Origin of the sequence: Polaromonas sp., assembly GCF_016185115.1 — a bacterium.
Lineage (GTDB): Bacteria > Pseudomonadota > Gammaproteobacteria > Burkholderiales > Burkholderiaceae_C > Polaromonas.
In genome coordinates, this window is sequence record NZ_JACPOF010000029.1 from 80,840 (window position 1) to 104,223 (window position 23,384).

Genomic DNA, 23,384 nt, shown 5'->3' on the forward strand with positions numbered 1-23,384 from the left:
TTAAACCATCTCTAAAACCAGCGTTTGAGCAGACCCATCACCTGCGTAAAGCGTTTGCCATACGGCGGGTAAAACACATCACCCCGGCCCCACTTCGATGACACAAGCACCGGTTTTTGCTGGGTCAGGCGCAGAAACCCTGCCTCGCCGTGGTAGCTGCCCCAGCCGCTTTCACCGATGCCGCCAAAAGGCAGATTTTCGTGGGCGATATGCATGAGCGTGTCGTTGACGGTCACGCCGCCGCTGACGGTTTGCGCCAGCACCTTGTCGCGTGAGGCTGTGTCAGTGCCGAACCAGTACAGCGCCAGCGGCCTGGGCCTGGCGTTGATGTGCGTGATGGCCTGGTCCATGGAGTCGTAGGGCAGCACGGGCAGGATGGGGCCGAAGATTTCCTCAGTGAGCAGTTTTGAATCTGCCTTTGCACCAAACACCAGCACCGGCACCATCTGCCGCGCTGCGCTGGGCCCTGTATCAGCACCGACGCGTTGCAGGCGTGCGCCCTCACCTTCAACCTCCGCCAGCAAGGCCTGCAGGCGATCATGGTGGCGCGGGCTGATGATGGCGGCGTAGTCGGGGTTGCCTTCAATCGTCGGGAATAGCTGCGCCGTGGCTTTGGCGAAGGCTTCGCCGAACGCGCCTTCGCTGCCTTTGGGCAGCAGCACGTAGTCGGGTGCGATGCAGGTCTGGCCGGCGTTGAGCAGCTTGCCGTGGGCTATCTTGATGGCGGCACTCTCCATGTCGCAAGAGGCGTCAATGATGCAGGGCGACTTGCCGCCCAGTTCAAGTGTGGTCGGCGTGAGATTGGCTGCGGCGGCTTTGGCAACGATGCGGCCAACGGCGGTAGAGCCTGTGAAAAACAGATGGTCAAACGGCAGGCTTGAGAACTCTGCCGCCAGTTCCCCATCGCCCTGCACCACACAGAGCTCTTCTGCCGCAAAGGCCTTTTCAATCAGTTCAGCCATAAGGGCCGATGTACGCGGCGTCAGTTCGCTGGGCTTGAGCATCACGCGGTTACCAGCCGCCAGTGCGGTAATCACAGGCCCCAACGCCAGCTGCACGGGGTAGTTCCACGGCGACACTACGCCTACGACACCCAGAGGCTGGCGCTGAAGGTAAGCACTGGAAGGCTGCAGGTAAATCGGCGTGCTGACCTTGACCGGCTTTATCCATTTCGGCAGTGCCTTCAGCGTATGGTGCAGCATGGTGCGCAGCACAAACAGGTCGGCAATCTCGGTGAGCTGCGGCGAGCGCACGCCGAAGTCGGCCTGCACTGCAGCGGCCAGCGCATCGCCGCCATCAACCAGCAAGGCACGCATGCGCAGCAGGCGGTCTCGGCGCATGGCGAGCGGCACATCAATCCGGGCGCGACTGGCCTGGTATTGGGCATTGAACAGGGCGCGGAGTGCGGCATTGGCCACAGGAGCGGTCGGGCTTGAATTCATGCAGGGATGATAGGTGGGAGGCAGCCACACCGTTAGGGGCACGCCCCAAGTTTTGGGGAGGGTTGACACGAGTCAAGGTTTGCGTGGATTCTTACAGGCCCGGCCCCCTACAGCGACTAAGCTCGGGCAGTACGGTTGCAGTCTTCAGAGGAGTTTCATGGAATACAAGGACTATTACAAGGCGATGGGTGTCGAGCGCAGCGCCACGCCGGAAGAGATCAAAAAAGCCCACCGCAGGCTGGCTCGCAAATACCATCCCGACGTCAGCAAGGAAAAAGATGCCGAGGCGCGCTTCAAGGAAATCGCCGAAGCCTATGAGGTGCTGAAAGACCCCGAAAAAAGGGCGGCTTACGACAGGCTGGGCGCCAACTGGCAGGCCGGTCAGGACTTCCGGCCGCCGCCGGACTGGGAACGCCAGGGTGGGCAGACCGGCGGCGGGTTTTCAGGCCAGGGCTTTGAAGACATGTCCGGCTTCGAACAAAGCGAGTTCTTTGAGTCGCTCTTCCGCGGGATGGGCGGTGCTCGCAGCGGCGGCGCCGGCGGCCAGCGCACACGCGGCAGCTTCGACATGCATGGCCAGGACCAGCACGCCAAAATCCAGATCAGTATTGACGATTCCTACATGGGGGCGACGCGCACCCTGCAGTTGCGCGTGCCCCAGCAGACGCCCGACGGCCATGTGCAGATGCAGGAACGCACCATCGAATTCGCCATTCCCAAAGGCATACGCGCAGGGCAGCACATACGCCTGGCAGGCCAGGGCGGGCCGGGCATAGGCCAGGGCAGCCCGGGCGACCTCTACCTGGATGTCGAATTTTTGCCGCACACACGCTTTCGAACGGAAGGCTACGACGTGTACATGGACTTGCCAGTCTCGCCTTGGGAGGCCGCACTGGGTGCAGAAGTCGAAGCGCCCACGCCGACCGGCGACGTTGAGATCAGGATCCCCGCCGGCTCGGCCAGCGGGCGCAAGCTGCGCCTCAAGGGGCGCGGCCTGCCGGGCAAGACACCGGGCGACTTTTATTTCGTACTCAAACTCAGCCTGCCGGCAGCGGAGACTGATGCGCAACGCAAGGCTTACGAAGACATGGCCGGCGCGTTCAGGACATTTGACCCCCGCGCAGCACTGAAAGGAGGCAAGGCATGACATCCCCATCCACAAACACATCCACAGCCGTACGCATCACCGGTTTCATTCTTGAGGACCAGACCGAACTGACGCTGGACGACCTGTGCCGCGCCTGCGCAGCGGAATCCGCACACATCACCGAGCTGATTGAAGAAGGCGTGCTGGCGCCTGAGGGCGCCGGGCCGCAGGAATGGCGATTCACCGGGGTGCACGTGCACAGGGCAGTCACCGCCGTGAGGCTGCAACGCGACCTGGGCGTCAATCCGGCCGGTGCGGCACTCGCCCTGCAGCTCATGGATGAGCTGGCGACGCTGAGGGCGCAGCTTCATCACCTCACCATCGACTAGGCACCCGCAAGGACAGCATCAACCCCACTGCAGGCAGCGCATGCTGAGCGTGCCGCTCTGAAAGCCTTCAAAGGTGGTGATGGTTTTTTCGGTCTTGCCCGCCGCACCCAGCGCATACAGCAGCGGCCAGTAGTGGTCTGGCGTGGGCACCGCCATGCGCACCGAGGCATCCATGCCCAGCGGGTTCATCAGGGCGTTGTCGTCACGCGCAGCCAGCGCATCGCGCACGGCGTTGTCAAACGATTGGGCCCAGGGCTTGCTGGCCATGACGCCCATGGGCACACCGCGCTCGGTGGCGCGCAGGTTGTGCACGACATTGCCGCTGCCCATGATGAGCACGCCCTTCTCGCGCAGCGCGGCGAGTTCCTGCCCGATCGCATAGTGGTATTTGCCCTGCTGCGCATAATCAATCGACAGCTGGAAGACCGGAATGTCCGCCCTGGGGTACATGTGGCGAAGCACCGTCCAGGTGCCGTGGTCCAGACCCCATTCATCCGAAGTGGAGGCTGGCGCACTTTTGACTAACGCAGCCGCCTGCCTTGCAAACGCCGGTGCGCCGGGCGCGGGGTACTGCATCTGCTGCAACTGGTCGGGAAAGCCGCCAAAGTCATGAATGGTCTTGGGCTTGTCATCAATGCCCACGGCCGTTTGCCCCGGTGTGAGCCAATGTGCAGACACCGACAGGATGGCCGCAGGCCGCCCCAGCGACTGGCCCCATTGGGACAGCTGGCGCGTGAAGGCGTTGTCCTGGATGGCATTCATGGGGCTGCCGTGCCCGACAAAGATGGACGGCATGCGTTTGCCGGCTTTGGCTGGCCTGCCCTGCTGCGCATGTGCCAGGTCGGCCAGGGTGGAAAGTGCAGCCAGTGCGGCTGCCATGCTGCCGCCTGTGAGGAGCTTGCGGCGGTCGGGAGAAGAAATCATGGCTGTTGTATCGGAGATATTTTCTGACACCCCTGGCATCCAGGGGCCTTGTTAAAAATGACATAGCGGTTGTAAACCCACATCTATGAACCTTCAAAACCGATTTGGTTCAAGAAGATTGATCATGCCGGCAATATGGATGGCTGCGTGAAGTTGGGTTGGTGAAGTTCTGCGATCATTCCGTTCATGACAGAAGAAGCGCAGACACCCGCACCCGCACTCAAGGAAATTTTCAACACCGCCCGGCTGCGGCATATCGCAACCGAGGTTGCGGCGGTTTACCCCGCCTTTGACCAGAAGAAATTCCTGAAACTGGCGCAGGCAGACCTGGACAGCCTGAGCCTGATGCAGCGCCTGAGGCGCACGTCGGAAAGCCTGCATGCCACCCTGCCCGCCGACTACAAAAAGGCGATTGCCATACTGCGCAGGCTGGCACCGCGCATCAACAGCGGTTTTGTCACGCTGGTGCTGCCAGACTACGTGGGCCTCTATGGGCAGGATGATTTCGACACATCCATGGATGCACTGAAGTTTTTCACCGCCTTCGGCAGTTCTGAGTTTGCAATTCGTGAATTCCTGCGGCGTGACCCGAAGCGCACACTGGCCGTGATGAAAAACTGGGCGCGCGATGACAGCGAGCATGTGCGCCGACTGGCCAGCGAAGGCAGCCGCCCCCGCCTGCCCTGGTCATTCCGGCTTGACGCACTGATGGCCGACCCGGACATGGCCGCACCCATTCTTGAAAGGCTGAAGGCCGACGACAGCCTGTATGTGCGCAAGTCAGTGGCCAACCACCTCAACGACATCACCAAGCTGCACCCCGAATGGGTCATGACGCGCCTTGAAGGCTGGCCGCTGGACCAACCCCAGACCGCGTGGATTGCGAGACATGCGCTGCGCACGCTCATCAAGCAGGGCGACAGGCGCGCGCTGGCCGTCATCGGTGCGGGTAAAAAGGCAGCTGTCAGGCTCAAGGGTCTTGCAGTCAGCCCGAAAAAACTTGTCCTCGGTGAGAGGCTTGATATCTCTTTCAGCCTCGAATCAACAGCGCATGAAAGCCAGCGCCTGGTGGTCGACTACGCCATTCACTACGTCAAGAAATCAGGCGCCAGCTCGGCCAAGGTCTTCAAGCTCAAGGAACTGACGCTGGCCCCGGGTGACACCGTGCAGCTCAAACGCAGCCAGGTGGTGAAGGACTTCACCACACGCTTGCACCATGCAGGCCACCACGCAATTGATGTGATGGTCAACGGCGAGAAGCTGGCCAGCAGCGGGTTTGACTTGCAGCGCTGATTGCGCTTGTTACTGGCTCAGGCTGCCAGGCGCGCGTTCTGCGGGAACATGTGTTTTTTGGCCTCATCGTCCATCTCCATCTTGAAGTTGAACTTCGCCTGCAGGCCTTCAGCGCGTTTGGCCGCAGGCCGCTCATTGATCTCGTCAAACAGGCGTTTGAGGTTGGGCAGCTTGCCCATCGCATCAGGCCCCAGCACGCGCGGCAGGGCTCGGGCCCATCCCCAGACGGCCATGTCGACCAGGGTGTAGGTATCGCCCAGCATGTATTTGTGTTTGGCCAGCTGGTCATCGAGGATTTTGAAGTGGCGCTCGGCCTCAAATGTGTAGCGGTTGATGGCATAGGCATTTTTCTCTGGCGCAGCGTGCTGGAAGTGCACCGCCTGGCCTGAATACGGGCCTATGCCGCTGGCCACAAACATCAGCCATGACAGCATCTGGCCTCGTGCGGCAGGCGTGTTTTCGGGCAAAAACTGCCCGGACTTTTCAGCCAGGTAAAGCAGGATGGCATTGCTGTCGAACACCGTCACGTCGCCATCGGTGATCGCGGGTGTCTTGCCATTCGGGTTGATCTTGAGGAAGGCCGGCGAATGCTGCTCGCCCTTGCGCGTGTCCACCGCCATCAGTTCATAAGGCATGCCGGCCTCCTCCAGAAACAGCGCGACCTTCAACGGGTTGGGGGATGGGTGGTAGTAGAACTTGATCATGGGGTCTGGTCTTCCTGTTTAAAAATTCCGGGGAGCTGACGCACGGGTGCAGCAGTGCAGATTTGATAATACCGGCTCGCACGAATTCATGTGGGGGCCGGTACGGCTAGCCGAAGTCAAACAAACCCACCCGGCAAGGGTTATTCGCGCTGGGGCTATATTGGCTTTCCGCAACGGTTTCCTTCATCTGCTTCATCCGCACTGCCGGCAACAACTTCAAAAACCATGACAAAACTGACCGACTTCCCCATCACAAAAAAATGGCCTGCCCAGCACCCTGACCGCATCCAGCTGTATTCATTGCCGACACCCAATGGCGTGAAGGTCTCCATCATGCTGGAGGAAACCGGCCTGCCTTACGAGGCACATACGGTGAGCTTTGAGAAGAACGACCAGACCTCGCCCGAGTTTTTGTCACTCAACCCCAACAACAAGATACCGGCGATCATTGACCCTGACGGCCCCGGCGGCAACCCTCTCGCGCTGTTTGAATCGGGCGCCATACTGCTTTACCTGGCTGACAAGTCCGGCAAGTTCATTCCGAAAGACGCTGCCGGCCGCTACGAAACAATCCAGTGGCTGATGTTCCAGATGGGCGGCATCGGGCCCATGTTTGGACAGCTTGGTTTTTTCAGCAAGTTTGCCGGCAAGGACTATGAAGACAAGCGCCCGCGTGACCGCTATGTGGCCGAATCAACCCGCCTGCTCGGCGTGTTGAACCAGCGCCTGGCCAACCGCGCCTGGATTGCCGGTGACGAGTACAGCATTGCCGACATCGCCACCTTCCCGTGGATTCGCAACCTGGTCGGTTTTTATGAAGCCGGTGACCTGGTCGGTATCCAGAACTTCCCGAATGTCACGCGCGCACTCGATGCGTTTGTGGCGAGGCCTGCAGTGGCAAAAGGCCTGACCATTCCCCCGCGCGGCTGATACTGATTCTGCTGCCCCGTTCAGCGCGAGGCAGCAGCATGCGGTGGGTCGACCAAAGTGGCGGGGTGCCTTGACGCATAGTGCTCCAGAAAGGCGTAGAGCAGCAGCCCACCGCCCAGCGGCACCAGGTAATACAGTGCGCGGTAGGCCAATATCGCCCCCATGATGGCGCCCTGCTTCATCGAGCCCGAAAGCAGCGCCAGGTACACAGCTTCAAGTACGCCCAGCCCGCCCGGCACGGGTATGAATACACCAGCAATGGAGGCGGCCAGCAGCACGCACAGCGTTGTGCCATAGGGTATGTGCTGCCCCAGCAACAAATACATCATCGCGCCCATCAACGCCCAGTTGACCGCGGAGACACAAAGTTGCACCAGCGCCAGCCCGGGCGAAGGCAGCCGCAGGTGCTTGCCGCGAACAACCCATTCACGCCCGCTGGCCCACGCACACGCAAGAACATAACAGGCGGCCATCAGCACCAGTGCCACCCCCAGCAGGCGCAGCGTGGTGCTTTCAAGGCGGGCCTGTGGAGGCGGCTCTATGAGGCCAGCCGCAAACAGGCTGCCCGCCAGCAGACCGTAGCCCATCCAGTTGGTGGCCAGGCCGGTGCCAATGACCTGGGCAATGGTGAAATCGCCGAGACCAGAGCGGGAGTACAAGCGGGCACGCAAGGCCATGCCGCCCACCAGCGCACCCAGATTCAGGTTGAGCGCATAGCTGGCCATGGCGATGGCCCATGTCCGCCACACCGGCAATCTGTGGCGCGTGTGCCGCCTGCCAATCAGGTCATAGCAGCCATAAATACAGTGGCTCACGGTCGCGAGTCCCAGCACAGCCAGCAGCAGCCCGGGCGGGTAATGGGTAAGGGCATACCATGCACCTTTCCAGTCAACCTTGTGCGCATGCGATATGAGCAGGCCCAGCACGGCAATGCCAAACAGCGGCACCACCCACCGGCGTAAACGGGGCCACCAGCCCTCCCCTGCGGATGAAAGGGTCTGGTCAGTCATGGCAGCGGCATGAAAGGTCATGGCACATCATGACCAGGACTGCCGCAGATGTACATTCATCGGCCTCCCCAATCCGCGCAAGAACTTTCCTACAGCCCGGGTAAAAGCCATGCTGCGCGCTGTCACAACGCTGGCAGCGACCCGCCCGCGCCTGTAAAGGGTGTGCCGGCCGCACGTTGCAGCAGCAGCGACAAATGCTCCGCAGCGGGCGTCAGGGGGAAATGCGCAGAATGCATCTGCACGATGTCGGGTGCGGCCAGGGATTCCATGACCGGGATCTGCTCCACCATGCCGCCAAACAGTTCATTGCCGGCCCATACCCGGGGCAGCAGTACCAGTGCATCTGTCGTGGCGATCAGAACCACCAACACCAGCATCGATTCGGCGCGCGTGCGCACGGCCGGGCTGGGCAGGCCGTGCGCCGAAAACACTTCTTCAAATTCTTCTTCAACACGGTCGCGTATGGCCGAGACCACCCATTCGGCGTCGACCAGCTCGGCCAGGCTGGTAGCGCCTGCAAGGGGGTGGCCCCTGCGGCCCATGATGACGCGCTCGTTGGCTGAAATGCGCAGCACGCTGTAGCCACTGCCCAGCTCGCGCTCGGGGCGCGGGCCCATGTAGAAGTCCAGCTCACCGTCGCGCAGTTTGGGTTCTATGACAGGAAAGTTGCCGTCCACAAAACGCACATTGATGGACGGCCAGGCCTTGCGGAACTGCGGGTAGGCCAGGGGCAGCATGCCGAGCACCGCAGCGCTTGAAATCGACACCGACACCGTGCCGCTCAGGTCGCCCTGGAACTGCCGCGCTTCTTCACAACCGCGCCGTATCGACTCGCTGGCAATTTGCGCGCGCACCAGGAATTTTTCGCCCGCCGGGGTCAGCACCACACCGCGCGCATGCCGCTCGAACAGGGGCACGCCCAATTCTTCCTCAAGCTCCTGCAGGCTGCGCGACACAGCCGGTTGCGTCAGCCCCAATGAGGTTGCCGCAGCGCGCAGGCTGCGCGAATGCGCAATCGCAATAAAGTCACGCAGGTGGCGGCTTTTGGGCATGAGGGTCTTTTATACGGGGCTGGAACACGATGATGGTATCGCGACGCCAGCGGCCCGTGACCATATCCGGCAACCGGCACCCGGTTCAACCCACACCAGGGCTTTTACAGACGCGGCTCCGGCGAACGCCTGACTGAATCAGGAAGGGGCAAAGACGACCGTTATCCTGCGGTTTTTTATTTTCCAGCCAGCGCCGGTCAGCACAAAGTCGTCGTCATATTCGGCAAATATCAGCAGGGAAGACGGCAGAGGCAAGGCGGCATCCGGCGCGGCCGTGGCGCCGAACATCATCACACTGCTGCTGCCTCTGGCCGTGGCCGGGCCCGTCATGTCGATGCGGATATTGCTGGTGGCGTGGCGCACGTAACGGTCCCTGGGTCGCCCCTCGCAGAACTGCTTCAGGCCGTCCATGCCCCTGAACACCTGCCCCGCCCTGTCGAGCGTGGGATCGGGCGCAAACAGCGCCAGGAAAGGCTCGTACTGGCGCCTGTCTATGTGGTAAATAAAATCCTGGCACAGGCGCGTGCATTCACTTTCGCAGCGGAGAAGGTCGTCCATGCCAGCCCTATCGCAGGTTCAGTGAGTCGAGCCCGCGCGCCTCGCTGTCCGGCCGCATCTTGATGGCGGTTTCGTCTTCGCCAGAATGAAAACGCCTGGCCAGGTCGGCGGGCTCGAAGTCCACACCGATCGGGTTCTTGGCGAAGGCGGGGCTGTAGAAAAATTCACCGGCCTTTTCAACCGTCTCGTAGTTGTCCACCTGCAGTTCGACCTGGTTGCCGTCGGGGTCTGCGTAATACATGGAGGTCGTCGGGCCATGGTTCATGCAGGTCACGGGGCGTATGCCGGCCTTGTCAAGGCGCTCATAGGTGGCGACCAGATCGGCCAGGGAGTCATAGGTGAAGGCCACATGGTGCATGCCGGCAATACCATCAGGCTGGCGCTCCAGGCCAGGAATGTTCAGTATCGCAATGCGGTGGTGCTCTTCGTCATACGACAGGAAGGCCAGGGCGCCGTTGGAAAACGCCGTCTTCGCGCACAGCACCGTGGTGTACCAGTTCACCAGCGCATCGAACTGCGAGGTGCGAAACACCACATGGGCCAGTCGTGCGGGTGGCACGGCGGCCCTGGGTGCAACTGCGGCGCGGGCTGTTTGCGGGCGGGATTCAAGTACCTGATTCATGGAGCGTCTCCTTCTGGGTGGTTTTAAAAGCGGCAACAGGTCCCTGCCCTGTCACCATCATGAGCACATCAAAATCTTCTGCAGCAGGCCACACATCGCCAGCCCACGCAATGTGCTGGTCAGGGCGAATGAGTGTCAGGCGGCGGTTGTAAAGGGCGGGCATGGCCGGGTTGTCTGTCTGCAGGATCTTCAGCGGTATACCCAGTCGCTTTGCGTCTGCACTGGCTGCATTAAGGGACGATGGCGCCGCCGACGGCAAAGCCAGCAATGTAAAACCCTCCCCGAAGTTGTCAAACAGCGAACTGCCGTCGTGCAGCCAGGCGTGCGGCGCGCGCCCGCCCGGTGCCGAGCTGGGCACGTAGTTGAGGAAGTCACGCATTGCAGGCGCCGCGCCGAGCACAGGCTGAACCACGGGCGAACTGGTGTAGCGATCGCCCAGAATCGTACCGAGGGTATAAAACTCGGAAAGTTTTTCGGCGTTGATGCGTTTGCCCACGCGCCGCCGTGCATCAGCACCTGCAGGCGTATCGTCCTCAAGCCCCGCCTCAAACAGCGCGTTGCTGAATTTGGAATGGTTGGTGGCGGCCTCCTGCAGCACATGCATGTGCACAGGCCGTCGCTCCAGTTCATAACTTTGCAGCAGCGTCTCGCCACCCCATCCCTGCAGCACTGCGGCCAGCTTCCAGCCCAGGTCAACGGCATCGCTGACACCCATGTTCATGCCGAAACCGCCATAGGGTGGGTGCAGGTGGCAGGCATCGCCTGCCAGAAAAGCGCGGCGGTCGCGGTAGCGGTCGGCCACCACGCGGTGTGCTACCCACTCGTCAATGCTGAGCACTTCAAACGGCAGGTCGATGCCGGTTGCGCGGCGTATCAGGTCTGCAGCCGTGTCTTTGGTCACCTGCACATCGGGTGCCAGCCCCGTCGGCATGAAGAACCAGCGGTCGCCGGAATCCATGGGCCCGATGAGGCTGGGCACGTCATCGTTGATCTGCCAGTACATGATGGCTTTGCCGTGCGGGTGGGCCTCAGCCAGCCCGGGCGCATGGAAAACGATGTTGTAGTTTCTTGAAAGGCCAAAGGTGCCCTCCATGCTGGCACCTATCGCGCTGCGCACCAGGCTGCGTCCGCCATCACAGCCGGCGATGAATTGCGCTTCGATCTCGCGTTCAAGCCCGGTCTCCAGGTCGCGCACGATGGCCAGTACGCCGTCATCGTCCTGGGTAAAGCTGATCAGTTCGCAGTTGAGCTGCACATTCACGCTGGCCACCGTGTCCAGGTGCTGCCGCATCACACGCTCGACGGTGTACTGCGGTATCCATTGCGCATGCTCTGCATACAACGGGTTGCGGCCCGGCGCGCAATACAGCGCGTTGTCAAAGCGCGCCAGCATGTGGCCCGACATGCGCGTGGTGAACACGATGTTCGACGGGTAATCCACGCCGAAAGGCGCAGCATCACGCAGCGCATCCGCAATGCCCCAGCGCCTGAAGTGCTCACGCGTGCGCACGTTGGTGGTCTTGGCGCGCGGGGCCACACCAATGCGCGGGTTCTTCTCGATGACCAGGCACGGGATGCCGCGGTGGCCCAGCTCAATGGCCAGACCCTGCCCGGCCGGACCTGCGCCGACGATCAATACCTGTGTTTTCTGTCGCATGGTGGGTGCATGTGGGGTCATGGGGCGTATCCGTATCAGTCGATGGTGGCGCCGGTGCGCTTGACCATGTCGGCGTAGTACACGGTCTCGGTGCCAATCAGCCGGACCAGGGCGGCGGGCGTCTGGGCATCGGGCAGAAAACCGAAGCCGGCGAACTTCTCTATCACCTCAGGCTGCTTGAGCACATCACCCAGGCTTCGGTTGAGCGTGTTGACGACCGCGGATGGCGTGCCTTTGGGCGCCATCACGGCGACCCAGCTGCGCACCTGGATATCCTTCGGCCCACCAGCTTCCTGGAAGGTCGGTACGTCAGGCAGGACGGTAGAGCGCGCGCTGTCCGCCACGGCGATCAGGCGCAGCTTGCCGGCCTTGACCAGCGCCGAGGTGCTGGCCACGGAGCCCATGGCCCAGTCCACCTCGCCAGTCGATACCGCCAGATACAGCTGCGAGATCTCCTTGTAGGGAACATGCAGCATCTTTGTGCCGGTGACGGCTTCGACCTGCGCAGCGCCCAGATGCAATGGCCCACCCACGGAGTTGGAGCCATAGGTGATCTTGCCGGGGTTGGCGCTTGCGGCGGCGATCAGGTCTTTCACAGTACGTATGGGGCTGTTGGCGCCCACGGCGATGAAAAAAGAGGTGCGGTAAATGCCGCCCACCGGCACGAAGTCGGTCTTGGGGTTGTAGGGCAGGTTTTTGAAGAGTGCCGGGCTGATGGCCAGGTGGCCTACATCGGCCAGCAGCAGGTCGTAGCCGGTGGGAGCGGCCTGCTTGACGGCTCCCGCCGCCAGGAAACCATTTGCACCCGGGCGGGCATCCACCACCACAGGCTGCTTCCACGCAGCACTCAGGCGCTCACCCACGATGCGGGCGACGACGTCGGGGCCGCTGCCAGCGGGGAAAGGCGAAATCAGGCGCACAGGCTGGGCCGGGAAGGACTGCGCCAGTGCAGCTGGCGATGTCGTGGCCGCCAAAAGGCCCGCCAATACCGCCGCGCATACCGCCACAGAAGCCAGGAATCGTTGCTTCATGCTTGTCTCCAGATTTTTATAAGAAAGGGCAGCACGGATGCTAGGGACACCGGCGTTGAGGCGACAGACCTCAAATATGACCAAAATATGCCTTTTAGGCATCACAAACCCTTGCAAAAGGTTGTTTTCATCTAAAAAGGTATGGGAAACCCTTAGAAGACAGGTTTATTGCCATCAATCACACTTTTTGGCCCCAAAAAGGCATCAAAAGGCCTATTTTTAGCCTCGAATATGGCTATAGCCCTTTAAATACGGGCGTGAGCAGCTACTAAATACATAGCAAAACTGGCGTAAAAAAGCCCACTCCTGTGCGGGAGCGGGCTTGTCGGCGCCAACAACGGGCGGATCAAGCGGCTTGTCAGTCCGCCTTCGCGCCGGATGACTTGATGATCCCGGCCCAGCGTGGGATTTCCAGCTGCAGGCGCTGCGTCACGCGCTCGGGGGCACCGCCTTCAGCCTCGGCACCGACTACCTGAAGTCGCGCGCGGGCTGTGGGGGTCTGCAGCGCCTTGTTCAGGGCTGCGTTGAGCTTCTGAACCACCTCAGGCGGCGTGCCGCGCGGCGCCATCAGCGATATCCACGAGCTCACGTCAAAGTCCTTGTAGCCCAGCTCTTTCAGGGTTGGCGTGTCGGGCAACAGCGTGGAGCGTTTCGGCGTGGTCACGGCCAGCGCGCGCAGCTTGCCGCTGCTGACCAGTGGTGAAGCCGTGGGCACGATGTCCATCATCACGTCTATCCGGCCAGCCATCAGTTCATTGAGAGCGGGCGCGCTGCCCTTGTACGGCACATGCAGCCACTTGATGCCGCTTTTCTCCTGGAAGTACTCACCCATCAGGTGGTTGATGCTGCCGCTGCCAGCCGAGCCCATGTTCAGCTGCTGCTTGGAAGCTTTTGACAGGCCCACCAGTTCGCTGACCTTGCCGGCCTTGACATTCGGGTTGACCACCAGCACGCCGGGGGTGCTCGCGTACCAGATCACCGGGTCAAAGCGCGTGAGCGGGTCGAAGTTGCGGTCCTTGTAGAGAGACGGGCTCATGGACAGCGGGCCAGCGGCACCTACGGCCAGCGTGTAGCCGTCAGGCGCCGAAGCGGCCACCTGTTCATAAGCCAGCAACCCGCCCGCGCCCGGGCGATTCTCGACAACAAAAGCCTGGTTGAGCGCTTCTGTCAGCGCGACGGCCATCTGCCGGCCAATCAGGTCGACAGCGCCACCGGCGGCAAAGGGCACGATCAGGCGCACCGGTTTGGCGGGGTAGGCCGCAGCCGTCTGGGCGCTGGAACCAGCGGCCACACAAAGCGCGCCGGTCAGCAGAGCCAGGGTTCGAATGGAAGAGAGAGCTGCGCGGCGGCCGTTGTTGAAGGGGTTCATGTTGTGTTGTCTCCAGTGCTTCAGCATTGACATTGGGAGGCCGGCACGAATGGGTGCGGCCCGAAAAGCAAAACAAATATTGTTCTTTTCAAAAGAATAACATTTCTTTAAAAGAAACAATATACTTTGTTGAAATTTTCTCGGGAAGGGGCCGGTCACCCGTTGCGCGACGTGACTGCACAGGGACACATGCACAATCGAAATGCCCCCACCCTCCCGTAAATCCATCCACATGCCACGGACCACCGCCGCAAAACAAAACAGCCCCCGCACCGCCGCCACACCGGCCGGCCCGGGCATTCTTGAGTCCGTCGGCATTGTTTTCGACATCCTCGACAAGCTGACCCAGGCCGGGCGGCCGCTGGGCGTGACTGAGCTTGCACAGCTCATGAACGAACCCAAGCCGCGTGTCTACCGGCACCTGGCCTCCATGCGCCAGCTAGGTGTGGTCGAACAGGAAGCGCTCAGTGAAAAGTACCGCCTGGGCGCGCGGCTGGTCGGCTACGGCGCAGCTGCCAACAACCAGTTTGATTTGCGCGCGCTGGCCACCCCCTACCTCAACCGCCTGCGCGATGCGACCGGCGAGACCGCCGTGCTGTCAGTGGCCGACCAGGCCTCGGCGCTGGTGATTGCGTCTGCAGATTCCGCCAACCCGGTCTGCATATCCGTCAAGCCAGGCAACCGCGTGCCCGTGCACAGCTCTGCGCAGGGGCGCATCGTGCTGGCCTGGTGCGATGCCGCGACGCAAAGGAAACTGCTCAAACCCAAGCTGCAGCGCTTTACCGACAAATCGTCGGTTGACCCGCAGGAAGTACTTGAGCGCCTGGCACGCATTCGCGAGCGGCTTTATGAAGACGCCAACGGCGAAATGATTGAAGGCGTCAACGTGCTGGCCGCGCCCATCTTCTCGGCCGGCGATGAGCTGGTCGGCGTGATCGGCATCATCGGCGCCGCGCGCGACGTGCCCTCCCCGCCCGCCAGCAAGCTGCTCAAGGCCGTGCAGGGGACTGCAGCAGAAATCAGCGCCAGGCTGGGAAGCGACATCTACGAGCGGCCGCGCAAATAAACAAACCATTCAAGGACAAGGACATATGGCCAACCTGCAGACCACGATAGGCAGCATCACCCTGAAGAACCCGGTGATCTGCGGATCGGGCGAACACACCATGAGCGCAGAAGGCATACGCGCGGCGATTGCCAGTGGTGCGGGCGCAGTCGTGGCCAAATCCACCAACGAATCTGCAGCGGCCAAATCACAGCTGGACAAAACCGACTACCGCCTGCTGGACGAGAACTGGCAGGCCGTGCCCTGGGACTTCAATGTGCCGCGCGACGCCACTGTGTTCTGCAGGTCGGGCCTGATACAGCAGGACTTCGAACCATGGATGGCGCAACTGCTCGCCCTTGACAGGGAAGCCGCCGCTGCTGGCAGCTACGTCATACCCAGCCTGATATTGAGCGGCCTGGACCAGTGCGTGGCTTACGCACAGCAGATTGAAAAAATGGGTTTTCGCATTCTCGAAGTGAACATAGGCGCACCGCATGGCGATGAGGCCGCCAAGGGCGCCATCATTCTTGAGCGTGATGCCGGCCGCATCACCACCATCGTCAGTCGCCTGCGCGCCGCCACAAAACTCCCGCTGTGGATCAAGCTCACCGGCCAGAGCGAAGACCCCGCCGCCCTGGCGGTGGCGGCAAAAGACGCCGGCGCCGATGCCGTGGTGCTGATGGGCCGCTTCATGGGTTTCATGCCTGACCTCGAAACACAGGCACCCCTGCTCAACACATCGGCAGCGATAGGCGGCGGCTGGGCCCTGCCGCTCACGGCACGCTGCATTGCACTGGCACGCAAACGTGTGGGCCGCAGCTACCCGCTGCTGGCCACCAACGGCGCACGCAGCGGTCTTGATGTCGCACGCTTTTTGTTGTCAGGCGCAGCGGCTACAGAGATGGCTTCACTGGTACTGATGCGGGGTTATCGCGCGCTGACAGAAGCGATTGCTGAACTTGATGCCTACCTCGATGGTTGCGGCAAGTCAGCTGCCGATATCACAGGCACTGCTGCAGACAGTCTGCAAACCTATGGCCAGCAGGCAGACAGGCCTGGCATCTGGCGCGACTTTGTGCCGCCCGTGAATGTGTAGGGTCTTCCCCATACTGGTCACGGTTGTCCCAGCACTTTCAAGAGCTAAAAAGACTTGCAGCCCAGTAGTGGCGGCCTTGTCTGAAGACATGCTCCTTCTGTGAACGCATTCCGGTCACTGGAAAACCCTCCCAAAGTACAGACAGGTTTTCGATATGCCCGGGCTATAGTGCAGGCAATAACCGCAAAAACAGTTTGCGGGGTTTGACGGATTCTTTATGAACGTACAACCACGTACAAAAATATCGGCAAACCCGATACACATGCCGGTTCCAGGAGGATTTTCATGACCAGCTTATGTTGCAGTTGCCAGGTTAGGCCGTAGGTGTTGCGGCACACATTACGTTAGACCTCATGGAGAACAATCACACGCTGTAACAGTGCCAGCGAAACTAGGTCATCCAAGATTAAGAACTGAGGGGTAGGAAATGAGTCCAACAATAGCTCCACCGATACCAGAGAAATGCGAAAAATGCGCGCGTTGCGTTGAGGTAGCCATAACTAGTAACCCATTTGATTTCGATGCTCCGTCGTTCAACTCGGAATGCAACCTCGATGGTTGTCCGGTAAACGCGCGGAATCAGCCAAACTCGGATGAACGGGTGAATGTCTATTTCGTGAATTGTGATGAGGCCTAATTTATCAATCGACAAGGACGCACAACAGCAGACTGTGGTTTTGCCGCAAGTGTTGGTTGTACGGTCATTTTTGCGTTAAACCGCAATGGCTATGGACCTTGCACTTTCTCAGGCCACTGCGAGTGCATTTCTGGAGGCATTTCGGCGCTGCGAGCCTGACGCCAATGACTCAAAGTACTTCATGGCATTCCCTGCATTGGTCTGCGCTGCCTTTTCTGCCGAGGTGGGGCTCAAGACAATTTTAAAAAGGGAGGGGAAAAGTGCGCATGGTCATGATCTTCTCTCTCTATTCATGCAGCTTTCAGACGAGAAAAAGATCGAAATCGCAGATGAAACCGGCATTTCAATTGAAGACTTTGCAGCGCATCTAAACCACTCGAAAAAAGCGTTCTTGGAATGGCGCTATATCTATGAAGAGTCTGGCGAAAAAATGATTAGTCTTCTTTTCATTGGAAAATTCGCCGCAGCTGTCGAGGCGGCGGGCCTCAGAATGAAAAATGCGGTCTAACATGTTGCTCGACACGGAAACACAACTACACACTCGTACTTCGCCGATCGTGTTGCGCTCCTGTCAGCCTCGATGTTAGACCGCACATTCACCTCTGTGTCAACGCGAAGCTTGAAGACGACCAGCACCTGAACTTGAATTTGAACTCAGCCCGTGCATACAAAATCGAATACCCGACATGACTCATACACAGACCGCGCGGCTTCTCACGTCCTTCATTCGGTATGCCGATGAAAAGGGTTCCATTGACAAACATAACGAGGAGTTCTTCGGAGAGATTGGCGCGCTGTACTCGAACGGGAATCAACTCAGCGAACATCTGTACGAATTGAGCGCGGCAGGCGTTGTGTACTATGAAGAAATTGGAGAAGACGGCTTCGCCCCGATCATCATGGCGGGCTGCACAAAGCAGACAGCAGCGCATCTTGCTAGTCTTCTCAAAGAGATCGATGCAGATGTAGAAGGTCTGCGACGGCGTATCAACGAAATACTGACTTTTGATCCCGATCGCCTGAAGTCAGAAATCAGCGTCGCAGAAGAGAAGCTTGGTGCTGCCCGCAGGGCCGCGGAGGAGAACGAGTTGCTCAGACCTCTTCTTCGGCAAATAACTGAGATAGAGAAGTATTTCCACGGCGTCTCCGCAGTGGCTGACAAATACGAAGATGTGTACAAAAACATCATCCGGCCGGTTCAACTTGAAGGAAAGTCAGGTGTCGAGGCTACCGTACGCTGGGCCATCATCAGTATCGTTGCATCGACAGCCATCTCAGTCGTGTTGGGAAATTGGAAGGAGCTTGCGCAGCTGTTTAGGAGCCTGATATGAGGGGAAAGGATGAAAGTGCGACAGCGGTCTAACAGGTCGTTCGACGCGGACACGCAGCGGCGCAATGGCACTGCGCGCCGGGCAGTTCCAAGGTTAAGCCCCCATTTGCCTTCCGAAGCGAATCATTTACCTCCCTTCCGGCTTCAGCACTGTGAAGCCTTACTACCAGACGGCGCAGCTCAGTTCGCAATCGTTTCCTGATAGGCCGCTTCAATCCGCGCAGCCGCATCCCGCAATATCGGCAAATAACGTCGTGTAGCCTCATCGAACTTGATGGCCGAATCTATCCAGATGATGTTGATGCAGCCCAGCACGTGGGCTCCATTCATGATGGGCACGGCGATGCTGGATGTTTTGGCCATGAACTCGCGCTGGCGCGTGCCGTAGCCGCGCCGCCTTGTGGCCGCCAGTGTGCGCCGAACGGCTTCAGGGTCCTGCATCTTGTCCTGGTCAGGCCCGGGCACCGAGCTGATACGTTCAAGAATGGCCTTGCGCTCCGGCAGCGGTGAGAAGGCCAGGTAAGTCCAGCCTATCGCTGTACTCAACATCGGCAGGTGCCGCCCCACCCACGAACGTTCTATGGAAAGCGGGCTGCGGAAATGGGTGGTTGAACGTATCACCATGCCATCGTCTTCATAGGTGGCGACATCTGTGGGCCAGACCACCTCATTGACCAGTTCACCCAGCACCACATCGGCGATTTGGGTGATCCAGTCGTCATCCTTGTAACCACCGGACAGGCTTTTGACCTTCAGCGTGAGGCGGTAGGCATCGCGCAAACCGCTGCGCTGCAAAAAACCTTCTGTGCGCAGCGTCTCCAGCAGGCGGTGCACGGTCGGCCGCGGCAGGCCGGTGTGCGCAGCCACCTCGACCGTCGTTGCATGCTGCAGTGCATTCACGGCGCGCAACACAGCGAGGCCGCGTTCCAGCCCGCGCACCGAGTGATAGGTGGATGTCGTCATATCGGGAAAACCATGAGTGAAATGTTCAGCCAGTGGACATTGAGCTTAAATCAATTGCGCCGCCCTGGTGCAGACCCTATTCTCCAAAGCAGGCGCCCACGAAGGCGCAGCAAAAAAAGGAGACATGACATGACACGACCGCCGGACGCACAACTCACGCACATCGGCCTGTTTGTGCGCGACCTCGACGCCATGGTGGCGTTTTACGGCAAGCTGCTCGGCCTGGTGGTGACCGACAGCGGTGACTTCCATGGCAAGCGCATCGCCTTCATGAGCCGCAATGCCAATGAGCACCACCAGCTGGTGATGGTCAGCGGCCGGCCCGAAGACGAGTACTCGCCTGTCAACCAGATGTCGTTCCGCGTGAAGACGCTCGAAGACCTGCAGCACTTTCACCGCGAAGTCGCTTCACTGGGCCTGCGCGACCTCAAACCCTCCAACCACGGCAATGCCTGGAGCATTTATTTCCTCGACCCGGAAGGCAACCGCATCGAGATCTATGCCGGTTCGCCCTGGTATGTGAACCAGCCCTACCAGCAACCCGTGGACCTCAGTGCCCCGGCTGACGAGATACGCGCCAGCACCCACGCCATGGTCAGCAAGGACCCCAGCTTTCTGCCGCATGAGACCTGGCAGCAGGGCCTGATGGAACGCCTGGCTGCATGAGCCCGAACACTTTTAAACGGAGACAACAATGAGCACAGTGATGAATGCCGAAGCGGCGCACCCCGCCACTTCAGCACGCCCAGCCCCCTTCCGCAGCGTCTGGTCCGAGCTGCGCGAAACATCTTTCCGCCAGGGCTGGATAGATGCAGGCGGCATACGCACCCGCTACATCCAGGCAGGCCCTGAAAACGCCCCGCCGCTGCTGATGATCCACGGCACAGGCGGCAGCTGGGAATGCTTTTGCGCCAACATTGCTGCGTTTTCAAAAGACTACAACTGCTATGCCTTCGACACCGTGGGCACGGGCTTCAGCGACAAGCCCGATGTGGACTACGAAATCCCGCTGTATGTCGAGCACACCGCAAACTTCATGAAGGCCGTGGGCATCAGCAAGGCGTCCATCATCGGTGTCTCGCTGGGGGCCTGGATCGCCGTGCGTTTTGCGCTCACCCATCCTGACAAGGTGCAAAGCCTGGTGCTGGTGTCAGCTACCGGCCTGCTGACAGATGCCAAAACCTCGTCGGACATCAAGGGCGCGCGCTTCAATGCCGTCGACAACCCCAGTTGGGAAAACGTCAGCGCCGTCTTCAAGGGCCTGATTCTTGAAGAGCAGAACCGCATTCCTGACTTTGTCAGCGTACGGCAAGCCGTCTACAAACAGCCCGGCATGCGCCGCGCGATGGAGCACATCCTCTGCCTGCAGGAGCCCGGCATACGCGCGCGCAACATGATCCCGGAGAGTGAATGGCGCACGGTGCAGGCGCCGACGCTGCTGATAGGCGCTGTAGACCATCAGGACATTTTTCTTGAGACCGCGAAACAGGTGGCCAAACTCATACCGAATGCCGAGTACGTCGAGATACACCGCAGCTCTCACTGGTCGCAGTTCGAGGCCCCCGAAGAGTTCAACCGCGCCGGGATTGATTTTTTGAAGCGTACAGTTACCCGCTGACAACCTGGTTCAGCTTTGCAGACGCCTGCCAGAGGCGCGCCACAACAACGAAGGAGACAAGACAATGAGCATTCACACCCGCAGGCGTTTCACCACCCTTGCATCAAGGGCTATCACGGCATGTGTGGCATTCGCAGGGCTCTCAGGCCTCAGCATGCCCGCCCATGCACAGGACTACCCCAACAAGCCGGTGAAGTTCATCGTCGGCTTCACGCCCGGCGGCAGCGCCGACATCATCAGCCGCTTCATGGCGCAAAAACTCGGCGAGCGCCTGGGCCAGACCTTTGTGGTGGAACAGCGCCTGGGCGCCGGCGGCATCATTGCGCAGTCTGCCGTGGCCAAGGCGCCGCCTGACGGCTACACCATGGTGCTGCTGACCGGAGGACACCCCACATCGGCCGCGATGAAAAAGACGCTGCCCTACCACCCCGTCAATGACTTCGGCATGGTCTCGACCATCATCGAATACCCCATGGCCATAGGCGTCAAGCCCGATTCGCCCATCAAGTCTTTCGCCGACCTGATCGCACGTGCGAAGGCCGAGCAGGGCAAGCTCAGCATGTCGTCTGCAGGCGTGGGCACCCTGCACCACCTGATGGGCGAGTGGATCAAGATCGAATCCGGCGCAGAGATGATCCACGTGCCGTTTGCGGGCGCAGCACCCGCCTACACCGAACTGCTGGGTGGCCGTATCGACGTGATGATAGAAACCATGACCTTCATGAGCACCAACTTCAAGAACGGACAGATACGCCCGCTGGCCGTGTCATCGTCGAAGCGCCTGAAGGACTTCCCGAATGTGCAGACCATGTCTGAAACCCTGCCCGGTGTTGAAACGACTTCATGGCTGGGCCTGGTGGTGGCGCCCGGCACGCCCGCGCCCATCATTGAGCGCCTGAACCGTGAGATGCGCGCCATCCTGGCAGAGCCGGCAACAGCCGAAAAATTTGCACAACTCGGTGGCGTTCCCGCGCCTTCCAGCCCGGAAGAAATGCGCACCCGCATCCAGCGTGAGGTGGAACGCTGGAACCGCGTGGTCAACCTGCGCAAGATAGAGCGCCAGGATTGATACCCGGCCATACAACAAAACACAACAGGCAAAAGAGACAAGCATGACCATCTTTCAATCTTCCCGCCGTGACTTCCTGGGCCGCGCCGGCCAGCTCGGCGCCGTGACTTCCCTTGGCTTCGTGGCGCAGGCCGGCCTGCTGTCGAACGCCATGGCTGCGGACAAACCGCTGCGGCCAGACGTTCGCAGCGTGACTGGCCCGCTGCCCAGGCGCGGCGAGTACCTGATACGCGGCGCCTATGTGCTGACCATGGACAAGGCCGGTGACATGCCCGACGCCGACGTACACGTCAAAAACGGCGAGATCATCGCCGTCGGCAAGGGCTTGCGCGCACCCGGTGCCGAGACCATAGACGCACGCGGCATGCTGGTCATGCCCGGGATGGTCGAGACCCACTGGCACATGTGGAACACCTTGCTGCGCAGCATGTCGGGCGACATTCAGGCAAAGGGCTACTTCCCACTGTCTGAAGCGCTTGGCAAGGTCTTCACACCCGGCGACATGTACCTGGGTGCCATGCTCTCTTCCGCCGAGGCCATCAACTCCGGCATCACCACGGTGCATGACTGGTGCCACAACACCAACTCGCCGGCCCACGTCGACCAGGACATCCTGGCCCTGCAGAACTCCGGTATACGCGCACGCTTCAGCTACGGTTACCCACAGGGCCTAGCGCGCGACAAATCGGTGGACCTGCAGGACCTCTCGCGCGTCAAACAGCAATGGTTTACCGGCAACGATGGCCTGCTGACCATGGGTTACGCCGCACGCGGCACGCGTTACCCCGGCGCCTACCCCAGCGAATGGGAGGCAGTGCGCAGGATGGGCCTGCCGATCTCCGTGCATGCCAACATCACAAAAAAATTCGGCAACGAGACAGAGATCGAGACCTTCTACAAGGACGGCTTTCTCGGCCCCGACGTGCAGGTCATACACGCCCTCACCGCACCGCCTGCTGCCATCGAGGCCATGGCCAAAACCGGCACCTCGGTCAGCCTCAGCCCCTACACAGAGATGCGCATAGGCTTCGGCTTCCCGCAGACCGGTGCATTCCTGGCTGGCGGCGTGCTGGTCACGTTGTCTGTCGATACGGCGGCGCTGTCCGGCAATGCCGACATGTTCGGCGTGATGAAGGCCACGCTGAACGTCGAGAACGGCCGCGCCGAAAGCGAGTTCAAACTGACCGCGCGCAAGGTGCTGGAGATGGCCACCATAGACGGCGCCAAAGGCATGGGCATCGCCGACAAGGTGGGCTCCATCGTCGCGGGCAAGCGGGCCGACATCATCATGGTGCGCACTGGCGACATCAACATCGGCCCCATGACCGATGCCGCGCATCTGCTGGTCGAGGCCGCGCAACCGTCAAACGTTGACCTGGTCATGGTCGATGGACGCATCCTCAAGCGCAAAGGCAAACTGACCGCCATACGCCCCGACCAGGTGGTGCGCGAGTCGGCCGTCGCACTGGCGGGTGTCCGCAAGCGCGCCAACTGGTAAACACAGCGTCCCCGGGGTTTCAAAACCCTGCTTCAGGAGAACCCGCAAGCAGGGTTT

Annotated in this window: 23 protein-coding genes; 12 read left to right on the forward strand and 11 right to left on the reverse strand. The window is 60.5% G+C overall.

Annotation, left to right across the window (positions count from 1 at the left end):
- Positions 1-11: 11 nt before the first annotated feature.
- Positions 12-1,442, reverse strand: coding sequence for a coniferyl aldehyde dehydrogenase (locus tag HYX42_RS19230; protein ID WP_293406154.1), 1,431 nt, complete (start codon positions 1,440-1,442; stop codon positions 12-14).
- Between the two features lie 157 nt (positions 1,443-1,599).
- On the opposite strand from HYX42_RS19230, the gene HYX42_RS19235 reads away from it, so the two are divergent.
- Entirely contained in the window at positions 1,600-2,589 is a 990-nt protein-coding gene (locus HYX42_RS19235) for a DnaJ C-terminal domain-containing protein (protein ID WP_293406156.1), read from the forward strand.
- Entirely contained in the window at positions 2,586-2,918 is a 333-nt protein-coding gene (locus HYX42_RS19240; RefSeq protein WP_293406158.1) for a chaperone modulator CbpM, read from the forward strand. The genes HYX42_RS19235 and HYX42_RS19240 overlap by 4 nt, the downstream gene beginning before the upstream one ends.
- An 18-nt stretch (positions 2,919-2,936) precedes the next feature.
- On the opposite strand, the gene ygiD is transcribed toward HYX42_RS19240, so the two are convergent.
- A complete protein-coding gene (ygiD, locus tag HYX42_RS19245) occupies positions 2,937-3,842 on the reverse strand; it encodes a 4,5-DOPA dioxygenase extradiol (protein ID WP_293406159.1) in 906 nt (301 codons plus the stop codon).
- A gap of 186 nt (positions 3,843-4,028) precedes the next feature.
- Here ygiD and HYX42_RS19250 point away from each other — a divergent pair, with 186 nt between their 5' ends.
- Positions 4,029-5,135: a DNA alkylation repair protein gene (locus tag HYX42_RS19250; RefSeq protein WP_293406160.1), complete on the forward strand. Its 1,107-nt coding sequence runs from the start codon at positions 4,029-4,031 to the stop codon at positions 5,133-5,135.
- A gap of 17 nt (positions 5,136-5,152) precedes the next feature.
- Here HYX42_RS19250 and HYX42_RS19255 read toward each other — a convergent pair whose 3' ends face one another.
- Positions 5,153-5,839: a glutathione S-transferase N-terminal domain-containing protein gene (locus tag HYX42_RS19255; protein ID WP_293406161.1), complete on the reverse strand. Its 687-nt coding sequence runs from the start codon at positions 5,837-5,839 to the stop codon at positions 5,153-5,155.
- A gap of 225 nt (positions 5,840-6,064) precedes the next feature.
- On the opposite strand from HYX42_RS19255, the gene HYX42_RS19260 reads away from it, so the two are divergent.
- Positions 6,065-6,769, forward strand: coding sequence for a glutathione S-transferase N-terminal domain-containing protein (locus HYX42_RS19260; RefSeq protein ID WP_293406163.1), 705 nt, complete (start codon positions 6,065-6,067; stop codon positions 6,767-6,769).
- Positions 6,770-6,789: 20 nt separating this feature from the next.
- On the opposite strand, the gene HYX42_RS19265 is transcribed toward HYX42_RS19260, so the two are convergent.
- From HYX42_RS19265 to HYX42_RS19295, 7 genes are all read right to left on the reverse strand, one after another.
- On the reverse strand, positions 6,790-7,800 hold the full coding sequence (locus HYX42_RS19265) for a lysylphosphatidylglycerol synthase domain-containing protein (RefSeq protein ID WP_293406165.1): 1,011 nt from the start codon (positions 7,798-7,800) through the stop codon (positions 6,790-6,792).
- Between the two features lie 101 nt (positions 7,801-7,901).
- A complete protein-coding gene (locus HYX42_RS19270) occupies positions 7,902-8,831 on the reverse strand; it encodes a LysR family transcriptional regulator (RefSeq protein WP_293406167.1) in 930 nt (309 codons plus the stop codon).
- A gap of 138 nt (positions 8,832-8,969) precedes the next feature.
- Complete coding sequence (locus HYX42_RS19275; RefSeq protein ID WP_293406169.1) at positions 8,970-9,389, reverse strand: nuclear transport factor 2 family protein; 420 nt, start codon at positions 9,387-9,389, stop codon at positions 8,970-8,972.
- A gap of 7 nt (positions 9,390-9,396) precedes the next feature.
- Positions 9,397-10,011, reverse strand: coding sequence for a VOC family protein (locus HYX42_RS19280; RefSeq protein ID WP_293406171.1), 615 nt, complete (start codon positions 10,009-10,011; stop codon positions 9,397-9,399).
- The gene (locus tag HYX42_RS19285) at positions 9,995-11,689 is read right to left on the reverse strand and encodes an FAD-dependent monooxygenase (protein ID WP_293406173.1); all 1,695 of its coding nucleotides are present in this window, start codon (positions 11,687-11,689) and stop codon (positions 9,995-9,997) included. Before HYX42_RS19285 ends, HYX42_RS19280 begins: the two co-directional genes overlap by 17 nt.
- 14 nt (positions 11,690-11,703) lie before the next feature.
- Positions 11,704-12,699, reverse strand: coding sequence for a tripartite tricarboxylate transporter substrate binding protein (locus HYX42_RS19290; protein WP_293406176.1), 996 nt, complete (start codon positions 12,697-12,699; stop codon positions 11,704-11,706).
- Positions 12,700-13,057: 358 nt separating this feature from the next.
- On the reverse strand, positions 13,058-14,068 hold the full coding sequence (locus tag HYX42_RS19295; protein ID WP_293406178.1) for a tripartite tricarboxylate transporter substrate binding protein: 1,011 nt from the start codon (positions 14,066-14,068) through the stop codon (positions 13,058-13,060).
- Between the two features lie 232 nt (positions 14,069-14,300).
- On the opposite strand from HYX42_RS19295, the gene HYX42_RS19300 reads away from it, so the two are divergent.
- The 4 genes from HYX42_RS19300 (at position 14,301) to HYX42_RS19315 (ending at position 18,180) form a co-directional block, all read left to right on the forward strand.
- The gene (locus tag HYX42_RS19300; RefSeq protein ID WP_293406180.1) at positions 14,301-15,134 is read left to right on the forward strand and encodes an IclR family transcriptional regulator; all 834 of its coding nucleotides are present in this window, start codon (positions 14,301-14,303) and stop codon (positions 15,132-15,134) included.
- Between the two features lie 25 nt (positions 15,135-15,159).
- Positions 15,160-16,212, forward strand: a complete 1,053-nt coding sequence (locus HYX42_RS19305) for a hypothetical protein (RefSeq protein WP_293406183.1) — start codon at positions 15,160-15,162, stop codon at positions 16,210-16,212.
- Between the two features lie 728 nt (positions 16,213-16,940).
- Positions 16,941-17,357 (forward strand): hypothetical protein, encoded by a 417-nt coding sequence (locus tag HYX42_RS19310; protein WP_293406185.1) that lies wholly within the window; start codon positions 16,941-16,943, stop codon positions 17,355-17,357.
- 178 nt (positions 17,358-17,535) lie between these two features.
- Complete coding sequence (locus HYX42_RS19315) at positions 17,536-18,180, forward strand: hypothetical protein (protein ID WP_293406187.1); 645 nt, start codon at positions 17,536-17,538, stop codon at positions 18,178-18,180.
- Positions 18,181-18,359: 179 nt separating this feature from the next.
- On the opposite strand, the gene HYX42_RS19320 is transcribed toward HYX42_RS19315, so the two are convergent.
- Positions 18,360-19,142: an IclR family transcriptional regulator C-terminal domain-containing protein gene (locus HYX42_RS19320; protein ID WP_293406188.1), complete on the reverse strand. Its 783-nt coding sequence runs from the start codon at positions 19,140-19,142 to the stop codon at positions 18,360-18,362.
- 129 nt (positions 19,143-19,271) lie between these two features.
- Between HYX42_RS19320 and HYX42_RS19325 the strand changes: the two genes are divergently transcribed.
- The 4 genes from HYX42_RS19325 to HYX42_RS19340 all read left to right on the forward strand — a co-directional run bounded on the left by HYX42_RS19325 (position 19,272) and on the right by HYX42_RS19340 (position 23,327).
- Positions 19,272-19,808: a VOC family protein gene (locus HYX42_RS19325; protein ID WP_293406190.1), complete on the forward strand. Its 537-nt coding sequence runs from the start codon at positions 19,272-19,274 to the stop codon at positions 19,806-19,808.
- 28 nt (positions 19,809-19,836) lie between these two features.
- Complete coding sequence (locus HYX42_RS19330) at positions 19,837-20,760, forward strand: alpha/beta hydrolase (RefSeq protein ID WP_293406192.1); 924 nt, start codon at positions 19,837-19,839, stop codon at positions 20,758-20,760.
- 64 nt (positions 20,761-20,824) lie between these two features.
- The gene (locus tag HYX42_RS19335) at positions 20,825-21,829 is read left to right on the forward strand and encodes a tripartite tricarboxylate transporter substrate binding protein (protein WP_293406194.1); all 1,005 of its coding nucleotides are present in this window, start codon (positions 20,825-20,827) and stop codon (positions 21,827-21,829) included.
- Between the two features lie 43 nt (positions 21,830-21,872).
- Entirely contained in the window at positions 21,873-23,327 is a 1,455-nt protein-coding gene (locus tag HYX42_RS19340; RefSeq protein WP_293406196.1) for an amidohydrolase family protein, read from the forward strand.
- Positions 23,328-23,384 lie beyond the last annotated feature (57 nt).

Coding starts and splice junctions, on each gene's coding strand:
- HYX42_RS19250 (WP_293406160.1), top strand. CDS start 4,029: ATGACAGAAGAAGCGCAGACACCCGCACCCGCACTCAAGGAAATTTTC.
- HYX42_RS19305 (WP_293406183.1), top strand. CDS start 15,160: ATGGCCAACCTGCAGACCACGATAGGCAGCATCACCCTGAAGAACCCG.
- HYX42_RS19265 (WP_293406165.1), bottom strand. CDS start 7,800: ATGACCTTTCATGCCGCTGCCATGACTGACCAGACCCTTTCATCCGCA.
- HYX42_RS19340 (WP_293406196.1), top strand. CDS start 21,873: ATGACCATCTTTCAATCTTCCCGCCGTGACTTCCTGGGCCGCGCCGGC.
- HYX42_RS19315 (WP_293406187.1), top strand. CDS start 17,536: ATGACTCATACACAGACCGCGCGGCTTCTCACGTCCTTCATTCGGTAT.
- HYX42_RS19295 (WP_293406178.1), bottom strand. CDS start 14,068: ATGAACCCCTTCAACAACGGCCGCCGCGCAGCTCTCTCTTCCATTCGA.
- HYX42_RS19300 (WP_293406180.1), top strand. CDS start 14,301: ATGCCACGGACCACCGCCGCAAAACAAAACAGCCCCCGCACCGCCGCC.
- HYX42_RS19255 (WP_293406161.1), bottom strand. CDS start 5,839: ATGATCAAGTTCTACTACCACCCATCCCCCAACCCGTTGAAGGTCGCG.
- HYX42_RS19240 (WP_293406158.1), top strand. CDS start 2,586: ATGACATCCCCATCCACAAACACATCCACAGCCGTACGCATCACCGGT.
- HYX42_RS19235 (WP_293406156.1), top strand. CDS start 1,600: ATGGAATACAAGGACTATTACAAGGCGATGGGTGTCGAGCGCAGCGCC.
- ygiD (WP_293406159.1), bottom strand. CDS start 3,842: ATGATTTCTTCTCCCGACCGCCGCAAGCTCCTCACAGGCGGCAGCATG.
- HYX42_RS19335 (WP_293406194.1), top strand. CDS start 20,825: ATGAGCATTCACACCCGCAGGCGTTTCACCACCCTTGCATCAAGGGCT.
- HYX42_RS19230 (WP_293406154.1), bottom strand. CDS start 1,442: ATGAATTCAAGCCCGACCGCTCCTGTGGCCAATGCCGCACTCCGCGCC.
- HYX42_RS19285 (WP_293406173.1), bottom strand. CDS start 11,689: ATGACCCCACATGCACCCACCATGCGACAGAAAACACAGGTATTGATC.
- HYX42_RS19270 (WP_293406167.1), bottom strand. CDS start 8,831: ATGCCCAAAAGCCGCCACCTGCGTGACTTTATTGCGATTGCGCATTCG.
- HYX42_RS19320 (WP_293406188.1), bottom strand. CDS start 19,142: ATGACGACATCCACCTATCACTCGGTGCGCGGGCTGGAACGCGGCCTC.
- HYX42_RS19330 (WP_293406192.1), top strand. CDS start 19,837: ATGAGCACAGTGATGAATGCCGAAGCGGCGCACCCCGCCACTTCAGCA.
- HYX42_RS19310 (WP_293406185.1), top strand. CDS start 16,941: ATGGACCTTGCACTTTCTCAGGCCACTGCGAGTGCATTTCTGGAGGCA.
- HYX42_RS19280 (WP_293406171.1), bottom strand. CDS start 10,011: ATGAATCAGGTACTTGAATCCCGCCCGCAAACAGCCCGCGCCGCAGTT.
- HYX42_RS19275 (WP_293406169.1), bottom strand. CDS start 9,389: ATGGACGACCTTCTCCGCTGCGAAAGTGAATGCACGCGCCTGTGCCAG.
- HYX42_RS19290 (WP_293406176.1), bottom strand. CDS start 12,699: ATGAAGCAACGATTCCTGGCTTCTGTGGCGGTATGCGCGGCGGTATTG.
- HYX42_RS19260 (WP_293406163.1), top strand. CDS start 6,065: ATGACAAAACTGACCGACTTCCCCATCACAAAAAAATGGCCTGCCCAG.
- HYX42_RS19325 (WP_293406190.1), top strand. CDS start 19,272: ATGACACGACCGCCGGACGCACAACTCACGCACATCGGCCTGTTTGTG.